The organism is Nonomuraea sp. NPDC049141, assembly GCF_040648415.1.
Lineage (GTDB): Bacteria > Actinomycetota > Actinomycetes > Streptosporangiales > Streptosporangiaceae > Nonomuraea.
On record NZ_JBEZDR010000010.1, the window covers coordinates 301,771 to 317,508 of the forward strand.

Genomic DNA, 15,738 nt, shown 5'->3' on the forward strand with positions numbered 1-15,738 from the left:
TCAGCGCGCCGGCGTCAGGCGGAAGACCCGCAGCTCCCGTCCGGACTTCTCCGTGTAGCGGTCGAAGAGCGGCCACCGCTCGATCAGGGACGGCCACGCGGCCTCCCGCTCGGCGCCCGTCAGCAGTGCGGCGGTGACGGGGAACTCGTGGCCCCTGAAGCTCACCGTGGCCGTGGGCGTCTTGAGCAGGTTGCCGCTCCACGCCGGGTGGTGTGCCTGGCCGAAGTTGCTGCCCACCACCAGGAGGGTGCCGTCGGGCTCGGGCAGGCAGGCGAGCGGCGAGCTGCGCGGCAGGCCGGACTTGGCGCCCGTGGTGACCAGGACCAGCGTGGGGATGACCGGGTTGTTGCTGAGCAGTCGTCCCCGGGTGAGCCGGTGCACGGTCCGATCGAGCTGCGGCATGAACTTGGGGCCGGCTCTCATGAACCACTCGGCCGCCGCCAGCCGTTGTAGGAAGAGCCTCAGAACCCGGAGCATGCGGCGAGTGTAGCAAGCGTTTGGTCAACTGCGACCCAGGGCCGGCCTGTGGTATAAAAAGCGGCTGAAACGATAAGCGGGGGCGAGCACTGATGTCCTATCCCAACTACGGTCCCTCCTATTACGGGCCGCCACCTCAGACGCACCCCAACGGCACCTCGATCCTGGTGATGGGCATCCTCAGCCTGGTCATCTGCTCGATCCTCGGTCCGTTCGCCTGGTCGATGGGCAACAAGGCGCTGCGCGAGATCGACGCCAGCGGCTACGTCTACGAGAACCGCGGCATGGTGCAGGCCGGACGCGTCTGCGGCATCGTCAGCACCTGCCTGTTCCTAGGGACGCTCGGCTTCATCGTGCTCTTCGGCGGCTTCGCCCTCCTGAGCAGTCTCAGCCACTAGCGATCGGCGGCCGTAGCCGCCGATCCCCGACTCCAGCAGGTCGAACGCCCCCGCCGCCTGCGCGCGCACGTCCGTCCAGATCTCCGGCCACTGCTCGCCCGCCATCTTGCGCCGTATCGCGTGCCGGGCCAGCAGTCGCGTCGTGCTCAGGATCTGGTCCGCCACGAGCTGCGGAGTGAGGTCGTCGGGCCCGGCGCCGGTCTCCTCAGCGATGACGGCCGCCAGGTTGGCGCCGGACAGGTGCTCCACCTCGCGCATCCTGGCGATCAGCGCCGGGCTCTCCTCGACCACCCGGCCGAACACCTCGGCGCCCTCGCCCATCCCGTACCGCCAGTCTCCGGTCTCCAGCGCGTCGATGAAGTCGCGCCGGAAGGCGGCCACGATGCTCTCGCCGGGCCGCCGCTCGCGCACCACCCTGCTCGACAGGTCCACCACCTCGTTCTGCCGGTCGGCGAACAGGTCCTCCTTGGTGCCGAAGTAGTTGAACACCGTGTTGACCGACACGTCGGCGGCCCGCGCCACCTGCGCGACGGTGACGTTGTCGAACCCGTGGATCATGAACAGCCCCATCGCCACGTCGGCGATGCGCTGCCTGGTCTCACGCTTCTTCCGCTCGCGCAGCCCCTCTTCCATGCCTCTATGCTACCAATATTGCAGTCACACCAAAATTGTGGCTACTCTATTTTTGGAGGCGATGAAAATGATCAGAACCGCAGGTCTGAGCAAGACCTTCGAAGGCGGCGTCGAGGCCGTCAAAGGCGTGGACATCTCGGTGGGGCCAGGTGAGATCGTCGGGTTCCTCGGCCCGAACGGCGCCGGCAAGACCACGACCATGCGCATGCTGACCACACTGCTCCAGCCCACGTCGGGCACCGCCACGGTGGCGGGCCATGACCTGGCGGCCGACGCCCGCGAGGTGCGGCGCCGCATCGGCTACGTGTCGCAGGGCGGCGGGATCAACCCGGCCGCGCCGCTGGGCGAGGAACTCGAACTCCAGGCCATGCTGTACGGCCTGCCCCGCGCCGAGGCCAGAGCCCGGGTGATCGAGGTGCTGGCCCAGCTCGACCTGGAGGGCCTGGAGGCGCGGCCGGGGGCCGCCCTGTCAGGCGGTCAGCGCCGCCGCTTCGACATCGCGTTCGCCCTGCCGCACCGGCCTGCGCTGCTCTTCCTGGACGAGCCCACGACCGGGCTCGACCCGCAGAGCCGGGCCAACCTGTGGGACCACATCCGGGCGCTGCGCGCCGAGCACGGCGTGACGGTCTTCCTGACCACGCACTACCTCGACGAGGCCGACGCCCTGTGCGACCGGCTGCTGATCATCGACCACGGCCGCATCGTGGCCGAGGGCACCCCGGCCGAGCTCAAGACCGGCGGGCGCACGCTCGACGACGTGTTCCTGGACATCACCGGCAGGTCCCTGCGCGAGGAGGCGGGCGTCTGATGCTGCGCGACACCTGTCTGCTGTTCCACCACCATCTCCGCATCACGCTGCGGCAGAAGGTCAGCCTCATCTTCGGGGTCATCCAGCCGCTGCTCTTCCTCGTCCTGTTCGGGCCGATCTTCGCCACGATCGGCACCTGGGAGACGCTGGTGCCCGGCCTGATCGTCCAGCTCGGCCTGATGAGCACGGGCATGGCCGGGTTCGGGGTGGTCTTCGAGAAACGCTCGGGCGTGCTCGAGCGGATGCGCGTCACCCCGGCCAGCCGCCTGGCCCTGCTGCTCGGCCGGGTGCTCAACAACGCGGTCACGCTCATCCTTCAGACCGTGCTGCTGGTCGCGGTCGGCTACGCCTTCGGTCTGCGCGCCCCGGCCGCCGGGGTGCTGGCCGGACTCGTCCTGGTGATCGTGCTCGGGCTCAGCCTGGCGGCGTTGTCGTACGCGATCGCGCTGACGCTCGACGACCAGCTCTTCGCGCCGGTGATGAGCACCGTGGTGGTGCCGCTGGTCCTGCTGTCGGGCGCGTTCCTGCCGATGTCGATGGCGCCCGGCTGGCTGGACGCGCTCTCGCACCTCAGCCCGTTCCGCTACGTCCTGGAGGCGCTGCGCGAGCTGTTCGCCGGGCACTACGCCACCGGCACGGTCGGCCTCGGCGTCGCGGTGACCGTGGTCTTCGCCCTGGTCAGCATCACGGTCGGGACCCGGGTGTTCAACCGGGAGAACGCCTGAGGCGCCGGCGGCGGGCGCGGCCACGGCCGTGCTCGCCGCCACACGTGTCGATCCGCTAGGCGTCAGGACACGCCCGGGCCCGGCGCTGGAGCGCGGCGATGATCCCGGCGGTGTCGACGATCCCGTAGCCGTAGTCGTAGTCGAACCCCACCTCGCTGCGGTCCTCGCCCGTACGGCGGAGCAGGGCGCGCAGCTGCGCGGGCCGCAGTCGCGAGGCCGGCCAGAGCGTACGGATCGCCGCGACCAGCCCGGCGGCGACCGGGGTCGCGGCCGACGTGCCCGAGTCGGCCTCGGCATCGCCGAACGCCTTGGACCCGGAGAAGTGGGTGTAGGCGCAGATGTCGGGCTTGCGGGCGGTCAGCCGTCCCGGTCCCTGCGAGGAGTAGCCGACCCGTTTGCCGCTCACGTCGACGCCGCCGATCGACAGGACCCGGGGATGTGAGTTCGCGCCGGCGATCGGCCGGTTCGGGTAGGCGCACCGGCCGTCCCTGCACTCGCGCCCGCAGTTGCCCGCCGCGAACAGCACGTCGGCGCCCGCGTTGTCGAGGCTGGCGACCATCAGGTTGAACGGGTGCGCCGCGTTGTCCGAATAATTGCCCGGATGGCCGACAGGGAAGTCCCATTCAGGGGAGAACGACCCCCACGAGCTGTTGATCACCAGTGCTCTCGACGCCTCGGGCTGCATGGCGAGCACGATGCGCAGGTGCGCGAACGCGGCCACGGCGTCGGACAGCAGCCCGTCGAGCGCCGTGCCCCCCGGACGGGTGGAGCGCAGCACCGGGATGTCGATCAGCGACGCCTGCGGCGCGCCGATGAGGGTGTCGAAGGCGCACATCGTGCCGTGGTCGACCTCGAACTCGCCCGGCCGGCCGTCGACGCCCGAGGGGTTCCAGCTCCGCTGGGCGTCGAGCGTGACGCCCCGGCCGAGTTGACGGGCGACGTGGGCGGCGTTGATGCCGGTGTCGAGCACGGCCAGGGTCACCCCCGTGCCGTCGAGTCCCTCGGCGTGCAGCCCGGGGACGTTGAGCAGCCGTTCGACGTCATGCCAGTCGCCGAACGGCGCGTCGCCGCCGCAGGTGAGCGAGGACTCGACGACCGGATCGGAGTAGACGCCGACGACGTCGGGCCGGAGGGTGGGCAGGAGGGCCACGCGGGTCGTCAGCTCGTCGTCCGAGATCGTGCCGCGGACCAGCACCGAGGCGTCCTCGGCGGCCAGGGAGAAGTCCAGCGGCTGGTTGAGCGACAGCGGGTCGCCGCCGGCCGCGGGGACGGGCCGGGGCAGCGCCACGGGCGTGAAGGCGGTGTCGAGCTCGACTCCGGGCAGGCCGTCCGCGACGTCGGCAGTGGTGGCGGTCTGGCCGGGATCGGCGACGGCCGTGACCAGATCGGGGGAGGGGCGCAGCTGGATCAGAACGCGCATGGGGCACCACCGGGATGTTCGGAGGGAATTGAACCTCCCAAGATTCCTTCATCTGTCCGGGCGTGTCCAGCACATCTCATAGGCTTTGACCTGCTGAAATGCCGTAAAAAGGGCCAAGGGGACGATATTCATTCCCGTCGTCAGGCTTCCTTGATCCCCGTTCGTTCACTAGCGTGAGGCGGCATGACGCTCCAGGCACAGAAGACGGTCGCAGGCGAGGACGGCGGCCACTGGCTGGCGGTACGACCGAGGCTCATTCTCGCCAGCGCGTTCATGCTCTTCCTGGAGCTGGCGCTGATCCGGTGGACCGGATCGAACATCGTGCATCTCAGCTATTTCACGAATTTCGTGCTGCTCGGCTCGTTCCTCGGCATCGGCCTGGGGTTCCTGCGCGTGGGGCGGGCGCGGCGGCAGCCGTACTATTCGCCGGTCATCCTGTTCGGCCTGGTCTTCGTCGTGCTGACCTTCCCCGTGACCGTCGACCGCAACACCGAGGGCGTCCTGTACTGGACCAGCCTGTCGACCACGGGACCGCCCGCGTGGCTGATCCTGCCGGTGATCTTCGGCGCGGCCGCGCTCGTGCTCATGGGCCCGGCCGAGCTGGTCGGGCGCTGCTTTCCCGAGCTGCCCCGCCTGGAGGCCTACCGCTATGACCTGATCGGCAGCCTCTCGGGGATCGCGCTCTTCACCGCGCTGTCGTTCCTGAGCGCGCCGCCGGTGTTCTGGGGGCTGGTCGCGGCCATCGCCTACGGGGTGCTGCTGGTGCCCCGGCCGCGGGTCATCTACCTCGGGCTCGTCACCGTGCCGTCGCTGGCGGTCGTGGGGCTGCTGCTGGCCGAGACGCTGACCGCCGGGGCGTTCTGGTCGCCCTACTACAAGGTCACCTACAAGCAGTTCCTGCAGCTCGGCGTACCCGTCACCGACATCTCCGTGAACGGCATCCCGCACCAGCAGGCCGTGCCCGCCGCCGCCCGGCTGCAGTGGGAGCGCCAGTACGGCCTGCCGTACGAGCGGGCGAGCACGCCGCCCAAGAACGTGCTCATCGTCGGCGCGGGCAGCGGCACGGACGTGGCGATCGCCCTGTCCAAGGGCGCCGCCCACGTCGACGCCGTCGAGATCGACCCCAAGCTCCGCGAACTGGGCGGCTCCCTGCATCCCGACCGGCCCTACGACGACCCCCGGGTGACCACCCACGTCACCGACGGCCGCGCCTTCCTGGAACGCACCGGCGACAAGTACGACCTGATCCTGTTCGCCCTGCCCGACTCGCTCACGCTCGTGTCCGGGGCCAGCTCGCTGCGGCTGGAGAGCTACCTGTTCACCGAGGAGGCCATGCGGGCCGCCCGCGCGCACCTGAAGCCCACCGGGACCTTCTCGATGTACAACTACTACCGCGAGAGCTGGCTCGTCGACCGGCTCGCCTCGACCGTGCAGAGCGCCTTCGGGCACAAGCCGTGCGTCGACGTGGTCAGCACGGCGGGCCAGCAGGCCGTGATCACGGCGGGCGCGACGCCGTCCGCGCAGCGGTGCGCGGGGGAGTGGGCGGGCGCCGCGGCCGGCACCCCGCCGCCGACCGGCGACGACCGGCCGTTCCTCTACCTGAAGGACGGCGACATCCCGTCGCTCTACCTCATCACGCTCGGCCTGATCCTCGCGGTCAGCCTGATCGCCGTCCGCGTCGTCGCCGGCCCCTACCGGCGGATGCGCCCGTACGCCGACCTGTTCCTGCTCGGGGTGGCGTTCCTGCTGCTGGAGACCAAGAGCGTGACGGGCTTCGCGCTGCTGTTCGGCACGACGTGGGTGGTCAACGCGATCGTGTTCGCCGGGGTGCTGGTCGCCGTGCTGGCCGCGGTCGAGATCACCCGCCGCTTCCGCACCCCGCCGCTGCCGGTCATGTACGCGGTGCTGTTCGGCGGGCTGCTGCTGGCCTGGCTGGTGCCCAACACCTGGCTGCTGTCACTGCCGCTCCCGCTGCGGGCGGTGGCGGCGGTGACGGTGGCGTTCCTGCCGATCTTCGCGGCGAACGTGGTCTTCGCCAAACGGTTCTCGGACTCGGCGGACGCCACGACGTCCTTCGGCGCGAACCTGCTGGGGGCCATGGTGGGCGGCTGCCTGGAGTACCTGGCGCTGGTGATTGGCTACAAGGGCCTGCTCATCGTGGCCGCCGTGCTGTACCTGGGCGCCTTCCTGCTGCTGCCGCGCAAGGCGGCGGTGACGTAACGGCGGTCAGCCGGGTTCGTCGCCGGGGGCGGGCGGGGCGGGGCGCCGGTGCAGTAGACCGAACTTCGACCACATGCCCTCGGCCCGCTCGATGGACGCGCTCGTCCGGGCCGGATCCACGGTGGCGAGCTGCGTGACCAGCGCCTGCGCGACGGCCATGCCGGCGGTCAGTGACGGGAAGAACGCCACCCCCTCGGCCGGGACCATCACCACCACCTCGGCCGGGTTCGCCAGGGCGGGGACGGCCACGTCCGTCAAGGCGAAGACACGGGCGCCGCGGGCCCGGGCCTCGTTGGCCGCCAGCACGGTGCTCTCGTACAGGCGCCAGAAGCTGATGGCGATCAGCACGTCACCCGGGCCGATCGCCGCGACGGAGTTCGCGAGCTCGGCGTCGCCGCCGGTGATCGCCGCGACGGGGTAGCCGGCCAGGCGGGCGTTGTGCGCGAGCGCGATGCCGACCGCCGCGTAGCTGCCGTCCGCGACGATCATCGTGCGCCCCGCGGCGGCGACGGCCTCGGCGATGGTACGGAGCGCCTCCTCGTCCAGGCGCCTGCTGAGCTGCGCGAGGCTGTCCAGGTCGTGCCGGAGCGATCGGGAGCTGGGCGAGCCCTCGCCGCTGTGCTCGGCCGCGACCTGGGGCGCGCTCAGCGAGGACAGGTAGCGGGCGCGCAGCTCCTGCTGGAGCGCCGGCCACCCGGCGAAGCCCAGCGCCTGCGCGGTGCGGGTCACGGTCGCCACGTTCACGCCCGCGAGCTGGGCCAGCTCCGCGGCCGAGCCGAACGACGCCCGGCGCGGCTGCGACAGGAGCATCCTCAGCACCGCGGCCGCTTTGGGGCGCAGCCCGCGCTCGGGCGCCCGCTCGCGCAGCCAGTCCTGGAAGCCGTCGGCGGCCTGCTCTGTCACGTGTTCCTCTCCCATGGCTGGCAGACATGCTACGCGGGTGCGACCGGAAGAATGCGCAAAGAACATTGCAATTTTGGTGATTTGCACTATACGTTGCCAGGCAATCGTTCTGCAGGGCTGTGACCTTGGGAAGGTGCGTTGGCATGACCTTGTTGGCCCGTCTGGACAGGCTCCCCCTGAGCCGTCCGCACTATCTCCTGCTTCTCATCGGCGGACTCGGCTACACCTTCGACGGCATGGACTCCGCCGTGGTCGCCTTCCTGCTGCCCAGCGCCCGGACCGAGTGGGGCCTCGACCCCGGCCAGCTCGGGCTGATCGGGTCCGCGACCCCGTTCGGGTTCCTGTTCGGCGCGATCATCGCGGGCATGCTCGGCGACCGCATCGGCCGCAAGAAGGTCATGATGTACGCGCTGGCCTTCTACGCGGTCTTCTCCGTGGTCGCCGCGTTCGCGCCGAACTACGAGGCGTTCCTGGGCGCCAGGGTCCTGGCCGGGGCGGGGGCCGGTGCCGAGAGCGCGATCATCGCGCCGTTCCTGTCCGAGTTCGTCCCCGCCAAGCGGCGCGGCTGGTTCATCGGCGCGCTGGCCGGGTTCTTCTCCTTCGGCTTCGTCATGGCCGCGCTGATCGGCCGCTTCGTGGTGCCCACGATGGACGACGGCTGGCGGATCGCGCAGCTGATCACCGCGCTGCCGATCGTGATGCTGCTGTGGTGGCGGCGCTCGCTGCCCGAATCGCCGCGCTTCCTGCTCCAGCGGGGCCGCCACGCGGAGGCCGAGGCGGTGGTCGTCGATCTCGAACGCCGCGTCGAGCGGGCCACCGGCCAGGTCCTCCCGCCCGTGCCCGAAGGCACCGCGCAGCCCGCGACGGCCACGCCGAAGGTGAACCTGCTCAGCGCGCTGCGGTTCCTGTGGAGCCCGGTCATGGCCAAGCGGACCGCCGTCATCTGGCTGATCTGGTTCGTGATCACGTTCTCCTTCTACGGATTCTTCTCCTGGATCCCGACCCTGCTCGTGGATCGCGGCATCACGGTGACGAAGAGCTTCGAGTTCTCGATCATCATCTATCTGGCGCAGATCCCCGGCTACTTCTCCGCCGCCTGGCTGCTGGAGCGGCTGGACCGCAAGAACACCATCGCGCTCTACCTCACGGGCGCGGCGATCAGCGCGCTCTGGCTGTCCCAGGTGGACACGCCGGTCGCCATCACGACCGCGGGCGCGGTGCTGTCCTTCTTCCTCAACGGGACGTACGCGGGCGTCTACTCCTACACGCCGGAGATGTTCCCGACCTGGATCCGGGCCACCGGCACCGGCCTGTCCAGCGCGTTCGGCCGCGTCGGCAGCATCCTCGCGCCCACGATCATCGGCCTGACGGCCGCGAGCTGGGGATTCGCCGGGGTGTTCGGTCTCACCACGGCCGTGCTGGTGACCGGCGTGATCTGCGTGGTCGTCTTCGGCCTGGCCACGGCCGGGCGGTCGCTGGAGGACCTGACCGAGCGGGGCGATCCCGCCGACACCGCGGGGGAGATGGCGAAATGACCGGTCTGGCGGAGCTGGAGGAGAAGGTCCGGGAGTCGCTGGGCGTGCGGCTGTTCACGGTCCTGGCCTGGATCCCGGAGCGGCAGGCGCTGCGCCGCGTCCACAGCAGCGATCCCGCGCGCTATCCCGTGGGCGGGGAGAAGACCGTCGAGGTCGCCCGCGGCTGGCTGGCCCGCTGCATCGAGGCGGGGGAGCCGTTCTTCGGCCCGGACCGGGCCGCCGTGCGGGAGGTGTTCGCCGACCACGAGCTGATCGAGAGCCTCGGGTGCGGGGCCATCATCAACGTGCCCGTGGTGGAGGGGGAGAAGGTACTCGGGGTACTGAACATCCTGGACGCCGAGGGGCGCTACGACGAGGAGTCGGTCGTCGTCGCCCAGTCCCTGGCCCCGCTCGCGGTGCCGGCCCTGCGCGCCGCCGTCCATGAAGCCGAATGAAAGGAACCAAGTGAGTCTGCTGCTGCGTAACGCCCTGATCCTCGACGTGGTCACCGGCGAGTACGCCGAAGGTGACCTGCGCTGTGCAGAGGGCCGCGTCGTCGAGGCCGGGCCCGGGCTGACCGGGCCCGCGGACGGGCGGGTGATCGACGTGGGCGGCAATGTCGTCGTTCCTGGGCTGATCGACGCGCACGTGCACGTCACCGCCTCGACCGCCGACCTGGGCAGCCTGTCCACCATGTCGCCCTCGTACGTCGCCGCGCACAGCGCCCGCCTGATGGGGCAGATGCTGGACCGCGGCTTCACCACGGTCCGCGACGCCTCCGGAGCGGACTACGGGCTGTGCGACGCCCAGGAGGAGGGGCTGATCCGCGGGCCGCGGCTGCTGTTCTGCGGCAAGGCGCTGAGCCAGACCGGCGGCCACGGCGACCAGCGCGGACGCGGCCAGAACGGGCGCGACGACCACCCCTGCTGCGCCGGTGTCGGCCGGGTCGCCGACGGCGTGGACGCCGTGCGCGCCGCCGCGCGTGACGAGCTGCGCAAGGGCGCCCACCACATCAAGGTCATGGCCTCCGGCGGCGTCGCCTCGCCCACGGACCGCGTCGACTCCACCCAATACTCCATGGACGAGCTCCGCGCGATCGTCGAGGAGGCCGAGGCCGCCAACCGCTACGTCGCCGCGCACGCCTACACGGCCCGCGCGATCAACCGCGCCCTGGAGGCAGGGGTACGGTCGATCGAGCACGGCAACCTGCTCGACGACCGCAGCGTGGAGCTGTTCCTGCGGCACGACGCCTACCTGGTGCCCACGCTGGTGACGTACTGGGCGCTGAAGGAGGAGGGCCGGAGCTTCGGCCTGTCGGAGCCGAACTGGCGGAAGGTCGACGCGGTGCTCGGCGCCGGGCTCCAGGCGCTGGAGCGGGCCGCCCGAGCCGGCGTGCGGCTGGCCTACGGCAGCGACCTCCTGGGCGGCATGCAGCGGCACCAGAACCAGGAGTTCCGGCTGCGCGGCGAGGTGCAGCGGCCGATCGACGTGCTGCGCGCCGCCACGGTCAACGCGGCCGACCTGGTCGGGCTGGCCGGCGAGATCGGCACGCTCGCGGTGGGCGCGCGGGCGGACCTGCTCGTGCTCGACGGCGACCCCCTGCGGGACCTCGGGGTGCTCGCCGAGCCCAAGCACATCCGCCACGTCGTCCAGAGCGGCCAGGTCGTCTCCGGCTGAGTTCATTTCGCGAAGGCTCAGCCCTTCAGTCCGCTGGAGAAGCCCTTGATCACGTAGCGCTGCAGCAGCAGGAAGATCACCACGATCGGCAGCGCCCCGAGCACCAGCCCGGCGAAGACGAGACCGTGGTCGGAGACGTACTGGCCGACGAAGGCGAAGACGCTCACCGGCACGGTCTCGAACCCCGATCCGCCCAGGTAGAGCAGGGGGGTGAAGAAGTCGTTCCAGATGAAGACGGCGTTGAGGATCAGCACCGTGCCGGTGATCGGCCGCAGCAGCGGGAAGACGACCCGGGTGAACGCGGTCAGATGCGAGGCGCCGTCGATCTGGGCGGCGTGGGCGTAGTCCCGGGGCAGCGCGCGGATGAACCCGGTGTAGAGGAACACCGTGAACGGGAGCTGGATCCCCGTGTAGAACAGGATCATCCCCGCGTGCGTGCCGATCAGCCCCAGGTCGGTCACCATCTGGTAGAGCGGGATCATCCCGAGCTGGAAGGGCAGCACGATGCCGAGCAGGAACAGCACGTACATCCCGTAGCCGAGCCGGCTCTTGGCCCTGGCCAGGTAGTAGGCGGCGAAGGAGCCGAGGGCGATCAGCGCGACCAGGCTGACCGCGGTGATCACGGTGCTGTTCATCAGGGACGGGCCGAGCGCGGCGGCCGACCACGCCTTGGTGAAGTTGGCCGTCGTGGGCGGGGCGGGCAGCGCCAGCGGTGTCTGGGAGATCTGCGCCGGGTCCTTCAGCGACAGCGTGATCAGCGCGTACACCGGGAAGAGGAACGCCACCGCCACCAGGATCATGACGATTTCCAGCAGGAACGTCCGCCTCATTGGGCCACCTCCCGGCCGCGCAGGTAGTAGACCTGCACGAGCGACACCGCGGCCACGAACAGGGCGAGCACCAGGGCGATCGCCGTGCTGTAGCCGAACTTGCCGAACACGAACGCCTGCTTGTACAGCACGGTCGACAGCGTCTCGGTGGCGTAGCCGGGGCCGCCGTTGGTCGCCGCGAAGATCTGGTCGAACAGCTTGAGACCGCCGATCGTGGAGAGCATCAGGTTGATCGTCAGGGCCGGGGCGAGCAGCGGCCAGGTGACGTACCTGAAGCGTTGCAGCGTTCCCGCGCCGTCGATCATCGCCGCCTCGTGCAGCTCGCGCGGCACGCCCTCGAGCCCGGCCAGGAAGATGACCATCGAGTAGCCGGCGTACTGCCACACGACCGTGGCCGCGATCGACCACAGCGCGAGCGACGGGTCGCCCAGCCAGTCGACCTGCAGGCCGAGCAGCCCGTTGAGCCCGGCGGACGGGTCGGGGTTGTAGATGTACTTCCACAGGAAGGCCACCATGACCGGGCTGACGACGACCGGCGCGAAGAAGACCACCCGCAGCAGCGCCCTGCTCTTCAGCTTGGCGTGCACGCCGAGCGCGAGCAGCAGCCCCACGCCGTTCTGCACGACCACGATCGCCACGGTCAGCAGCAGCGTGTTGCCGATCGAGTCCATGGCCTGGTCGTCGTGCAGGAGCTTCTGGAAGTTCGCCAGCCCGACGAACGACTTGTCCGCGCCGATGCCGCTCCAGTCGGTGAAGGCGTAGAGCATGCCCGCCAGGCTCGGGTAGAGCACGACGGCGGCGTACACCACCAGGGCGGGCGCCGCGAACAGCCACGAGGGCGAGAGCGAGGCGAACCGCCGCCGCGACCTCCCGGCCGCGGCGGTGTGTCGTCCGACAGGCGTCGCTGTCGTGGTCATCTGCCGGGTCATTTGGCGTAGGCCTCGTCCATCTTCTGCAACGCCTCGTCGATCTTGATCTTGCCGGCGAGCAGGTCCTGGATGACCGCGAAGTGGACCGGCTGCACCTCGGCGTTCGGCCAGCGCTGGTCCATGAACGGCACCGCCTTGTCCTTGGTGAAGGGCAGGAACGACTGCACCGCGGGGTCGATGCTGGAGGAGGCGTCCTGGGTGAGCGGGATGGCCGCGATCGCCTTGGCCCAGCGGTTGATGTTCTCCTGCTTGCCGAGGAAGTCGATGAACGCCTTGGCCTCGGCCAGGTTCTTGCCCTTGGCGGCGGCGCCGAGGCCGACCACCACGCCGGCCGGGATCCACACCTGGGCCGCGTCGTCCGCGCCGGGGACCGGGAACATCGACAGGTCGTCGGGGCTGGCCGCCGCCTTGCGGAAGTCCGGCAGCACCGCGGACACTTGGATGGCCATGCCCGCCTTGCCGGTGGCCACCATCGAGATCTGCTGCTCGAAGGTGGTGCCGTTCGGCTTGTCGTTGAAGAAGCCGCGCTTCTGCAGCTCCAGGTACATCTCCATCGCGTCGCGCCAGCCGGACTTGGCGAAGCTGGTCTGGCCCGCGGCCTGCTTGTCGTCGAAGGTGGGGTCCTTGGCGTACACGGTCGAGGGGACGAGGGCGTACGTGATGAGCTGGGTGACCCACGGCGTCTGCGCGCCCAGCGCGATCGGCGCCTTGCCGGCCTTCTTCAGCTTGTCGCAGACCGCCAGGAACTCCGTCCAGGTGGTCGGCGGCGCGTCGACGCCCGCCTCCTGGAACACCTTCTTGTTGTAGATCGCGCCGATGACCGAGGAGCCGGCCGAGTAGATGTAGGTCTTGCCGTCCTTCTGGAAGGCGGGCTTGAAACCGGTCGGGATCGTCTGGGTCCACGCCTGGTCGGACAGGTCGGCCAGCAGCCCGGCCCCGGCGATCTGGTCCATCGACATCGCGCTGCCGCTGCCCGGGTAGACCACGTGCAGGTCGGGCGAGTTGCCCGCGCCGAGCTGGGTGCGCACCGAGGTCTGCACCTGGTCGGTAGGGGCGAACGAGGTGGCCAGCGTCACGCCGGGCTTGGCCTGCTTGTAGGCCGCCACCAGCTCGTCCATCGGCGCCTTCTGGTCGGCCACACCGACGAATCTCAGCTCGACGGCGGACGCCTGCCCTTGACCGGTGGAGGCGGTGGTCTGCGGCTTGGTCGAACACGCGGTCGCCGCGGCGGCGACCGCGAGACCACCCATCATGCGGAAGAACTGGACGCGGCTCATCCTGGCATCGCGCAGCTCGGTCATGCTCTGTCTCCTCGGTCTAACTCGAAATGGGGGGTCCCCCGAGGGCACCCGGCGGGGCAGATCTGATCGCCGGACTCGAATGCGAACGTTTTAATAACGGACGTCGTGAAGTACGTTATATCTAACGTTAAATCGTGTGAAGTTGTGAAGGTGCGAGGAGACTACGAGTCGTTCCGCAGGGGTGTCAAGAGTGTGGGCCGCGCTACGATGCGCTGGCGTCGACATGGGGAGAGCGCAGGTGAAGTCACGTCAGCACGCGGACAGGGGAGTCGCCAGGCGCCAGGCGATGGCCGAGCATCTCATGCGGCACGGCTCCGCCTCGGTGAGCGAGCTCGCGGAGGTCTTCCACGTGAGTGTGATGACCGTGCACCGCGATCTCGACGAGCTCGAACTCCAGGGCATGGTGCGCAAGTACCGCGGCGGCGCCAGCGCCCAGGCGTCGAGCGTCTTCGAGAGCAACATCGCCTACCGGCTGACGGCCCAGGTCACGGAGAAGGAGGCGATCGCCCGGCACGTGGTGGGGCTGATCGAGCCGGGTAGCTCGGTCATGATCGACGATTCCACGACCGCGCTGGCCGTCGCCCGGCATCTCGCCGAGGTGGCCCCGCTGACCGTGGTGACGAACTTCCTCGAGGCCATCAAGCTGCTGGCTCCCGTGCCCGGCATCCGGCTCATGGCGCTGGGCGGCGAATACCATCCGACGCACGACTCGTTCCTGGGCGTCGGCTGCGTCGACGCGGTCGAGGCGATGAACACCGACACGGTGATCGTCTCCACCTCGGCCATCTCCGACCGGCACGCCTTCCACCAGGAGCAGGAGATCGTGCTGGTGAAGCGGGCCATGGTGGCCGCGGGGACGCGGTGCGTCCTGGCGGTCGACCACACCAAGCTCGACCGGGTGGCCCTGCACCGGGTGGCGCCGCTGGAGAAGTTCGACGTCATCGTGGTCGACGCGCAGGCGCCGGCCGAGGCCGTCAAGCGGCTGCGCGAGCGGCGGTACAACGTCGAGGTGGCCGGCTAACGGGGTCCGCTGGTTCTTGGACACCCCGGGAGTCGCGGTGCCCGTCGGCCGGATCAAGGAACTGGCCGAGGCGGCGGTCCGCGCCTGATCAGCGGATGATGCGCGCCCGAGCCCGGAGCAGGGCGGCCACGATCGCCTCCTCGCGGTCGGGGTCGAGACGGACCATGGGGATGGAGCAGCTGAGGGCCTCGTTCGGGGGCGTGGCGAAGCCGAGGGCGACGGCGAAGCAGCGCAGGCCGATGGTCGACTCCTGGTCGTCGATGGCGTAGCCGCGCCCGCTGATCTCCTCGAGCTCGGCGCGCAGGGCCGCCCGGTCGGTGAAGGTGTGGACGGTGCGCGCCTCCAGAGTCTCCGGCAGGAGCGCGTCGACCTCGTCCCACGGGCGCCCGGCCAGGATCACCTTGCCGAGTCCGGTCGCCCATGACGGCAGGCGCCGACCGGGCCGGCTGACGACGGTGAGGGAGTGGCGGGAGATGTTGGTGGCCAGGTAGACGATCTCCGCGCCGTCGAGGCGGGCCAGGTGGATGGTCTCACCGAGCTGGTCGTTCAGCTCGTTCATCACCGGCTGCGCCTGCTGGACGACGTCGTCCCGCTCGACGTACGAGGCCCCGGCGCGGAGCGCGCGGATGCCGATGCGGTAGCTGCCGGCGCCGTCGGTCTCGACCCAGCGCGTGCTCACCAGCGTGGTGAGCAGCGCGTAACCGCTGGCCCGAGGCAGGCCCAGGGCGGTGGTCAGCTCGCGCAGTGAGCACGCCTGCGTGGCGGAGCTGAGGTATTCGAGCACCGCGATGGTCCGCTCGGCCGATTTGACGCTGCGGACGCCTCCGCCGGTCTCGGCGGACGGATGCGATGGCTCCAGAACGGGTTGCGTCATCGACCACC

At 70.1% G+C, this 15,738-nt stretch carries 16 protein-coding genes; 8 read left to right on the forward strand and 8 right to left on the reverse strand.

Going from position 1 to position 15,738, the window contains the following annotated elements; translation table 11 throughout:
- Positions 1 to 477: a nitroreductase family deazaflavin-dependent oxidoreductase gene (locus AB0B91_RS30520; protein ID WP_358326855.1), complete on the reverse strand. Its 477-nt coding sequence runs from the start codon at positions 475 to 477 to the stop codon at positions 1 to 3.
- A gap of 92 nt (positions 478 to 569) precedes the next feature.
- Between AB0B91_RS30520 and AB0B91_RS30525 the strand changes: the two genes are divergently transcribed.
- Positions 570 to 875, forward strand: coding sequence for a DUF4190 domain-containing protein (locus AB0B91_RS30525; protein ID WP_358326857.1), 306 nt, complete (start codon positions 570 to 572; stop codon positions 873 to 875).
- Here the strand turns inward: AB0B91_RS30525 and AB0B91_RS30530 are convergent.
- Positions 810 to 1,508, reverse strand: a complete 699-nt coding sequence (locus AB0B91_RS30530; RefSeq protein ID WP_358326859.1) for a TetR/AcrR family transcriptional regulator — start codon at positions 1,506 to 1,508, stop codon at positions 810 to 812. The genes AB0B91_RS30525 and AB0B91_RS30530 overlap by 66 nt on opposite strands.
- 67 nt (positions 1,509 to 1,575) lie before the next feature.
- Here AB0B91_RS30530 and AB0B91_RS30535 point away from each other — a divergent pair, with 67 nt between their 5' ends.
- Positions 1,576 to 2,316, forward strand: a complete 741-nt coding sequence (locus AB0B91_RS30535; protein ID WP_358326861.1) for an ATP-binding cassette domain-containing protein — start codon at positions 1,576 to 1,578, stop codon at positions 2,314 to 2,316.
- Positions 2,316 to 3,041 (forward strand): ABC transporter permease, encoded by a 726-nt coding sequence (locus AB0B91_RS30540; protein WP_358326863.1) that lies wholly within the window; start codon positions 2,316 to 2,318, stop codon positions 3,039 to 3,041. The genes AB0B91_RS30535 and AB0B91_RS30540 overlap by 1 nt, the downstream gene beginning before the upstream one ends.
- A gap of 55 nt (positions 3,042 to 3,096) precedes the next feature.
- Here AB0B91_RS30540 and AB0B91_RS30545 read toward each other — a convergent pair whose 3' ends face one another.
- Positions 3,097 to 4,461, reverse strand: coding sequence for a S8 family serine peptidase (locus tag AB0B91_RS30545; protein ID WP_358326865.1), 1,365 nt, complete (start codon positions 4,459 to 4,461; stop codon positions 3,097 to 3,099).
- Positions 4,462 to 4,644: 183 nt separating this feature from the next.
- Here AB0B91_RS30545 and AB0B91_RS30550 point away from each other — a divergent pair, with 183 nt between their 5' ends.
- Entirely contained in the window at positions 4,645 to 6,681 is a 2,037-nt protein-coding gene (locus tag AB0B91_RS30550) for a spermidine synthase (RefSeq protein ID WP_358326867.1), read from the forward strand.
- A gap of 6 nt (positions 6,682 to 6,687) precedes the next feature.
- Here AB0B91_RS30550 and AB0B91_RS30555 read toward each other — a convergent pair whose 3' ends face one another.
- Positions 6,688 to 7,584 (reverse strand): MurR/RpiR family transcriptional regulator, encoded by an 897-nt coding sequence (locus tag AB0B91_RS30555; protein WP_358326869.1) that lies wholly within the window; start codon positions 7,582 to 7,584, stop codon positions 6,688 to 6,690.
- A gap of 143 nt (positions 7,585 to 7,727) precedes the next feature.
- On the opposite strand from AB0B91_RS30555, the gene AB0B91_RS30560 reads away from it, so the two are divergent.
- Genes AB0B91_RS30560 through AB0B91_RS30570 form a run of 3 tightly spaced genes read left to right on the forward strand, consistent with a single transcriptional unit; the run spans position 7,728 to position 10,775 of the window.
- The gene (locus AB0B91_RS30560; RefSeq protein ID WP_358326871.1) at positions 7,728 to 9,119 is read left to right on the forward strand and encodes an MFS transporter; all 1,392 of its coding nucleotides are present in this window, start codon (positions 7,728 to 7,730) and stop codon (positions 9,117 to 9,119) included.
- Complete coding sequence (locus tag AB0B91_RS30565; protein ID WP_358326873.1) at positions 9,116 to 9,553, forward strand: GAF domain-containing protein; 438 nt, start codon at positions 9,116 to 9,118, stop codon at positions 9,551 to 9,553. The genes AB0B91_RS30560 and AB0B91_RS30565 overlap by 4 nt, the downstream gene beginning before the upstream one ends.
- 10 nt (positions 9,554 to 9,563) lie before the next feature.
- Complete coding sequence (locus AB0B91_RS30570) at positions 9,564 to 10,775, forward strand: amidohydrolase family protein (RefSeq protein ID WP_358326874.1); 1,212 nt, start codon at positions 9,564 to 9,566, stop codon at positions 10,773 to 10,775.
- A gap of 17 nt (positions 10,776 to 10,792) precedes the next feature.
- Here AB0B91_RS30570 and AB0B91_RS30575 read toward each other — a convergent pair whose 3' ends face one another.
- The 3 genes from AB0B91_RS30575 to AB0B91_RS30585 are packed head-to-tail and all read right to left on the reverse strand — an operon-like array spanning position 10,793 to position 13,835.
- Positions 10,793 to 11,605, reverse strand: coding sequence for a carbohydrate ABC transporter permease (locus AB0B91_RS30575; protein ID WP_358326876.1), 813 nt, complete (start codon positions 11,603 to 11,605; stop codon positions 10,793 to 10,795).
- On the reverse strand, positions 11,602 to 12,522 hold the full coding sequence (locus AB0B91_RS30580) for a sugar ABC transporter permease (protein ID WP_358326878.1): 921 nt from the start codon (positions 12,520 to 12,522) through the stop codon (positions 11,602 to 11,604). The genes AB0B91_RS30575 and AB0B91_RS30580 overlap by 4 nt, the downstream gene beginning before the upstream one ends.
- A gap of 8 nt (positions 12,523 to 12,530) precedes the next feature.
- Complete coding sequence (locus AB0B91_RS30585; protein WP_358326880.1) at positions 12,531 to 13,835, reverse strand: extracellular solute-binding protein; 1,305 nt, start codon at positions 13,833 to 13,835, stop codon at positions 12,531 to 12,533.
- 238 nt (positions 13,836 to 14,073) lie between these two features.
- On the opposite strand from AB0B91_RS30585, the gene AB0B91_RS30590 reads away from it, so the two are divergent.
- Positions 14,074 to 14,856 carry a DeoR/GlpR family DNA-binding transcription regulator gene (locus AB0B91_RS30590; protein WP_358326881.1) on the forward strand — a complete coding sequence of 261 codons (783 nt, stop codon included), beginning with the start codon at positions 14,074 to 14,076 and terminating at the stop codon, positions 14,854 to 14,856.
- Between the two features lie 88 nt (positions 14,857 to 14,944).
- Here AB0B91_RS30590 and AB0B91_RS30595 read toward each other — a convergent pair whose 3' ends face one another.
- The gene (locus AB0B91_RS30595) at positions 14,945 to 15,730 is read right to left on the reverse strand and encodes an IclR family transcriptional regulator (protein WP_358326883.1); all 786 of its coding nucleotides are present in this window, start codon (positions 15,728 to 15,730) and stop codon (positions 14,945 to 14,947) included.
- Positions 15,731 to 15,738: the final 8 nt, after the last annotated feature.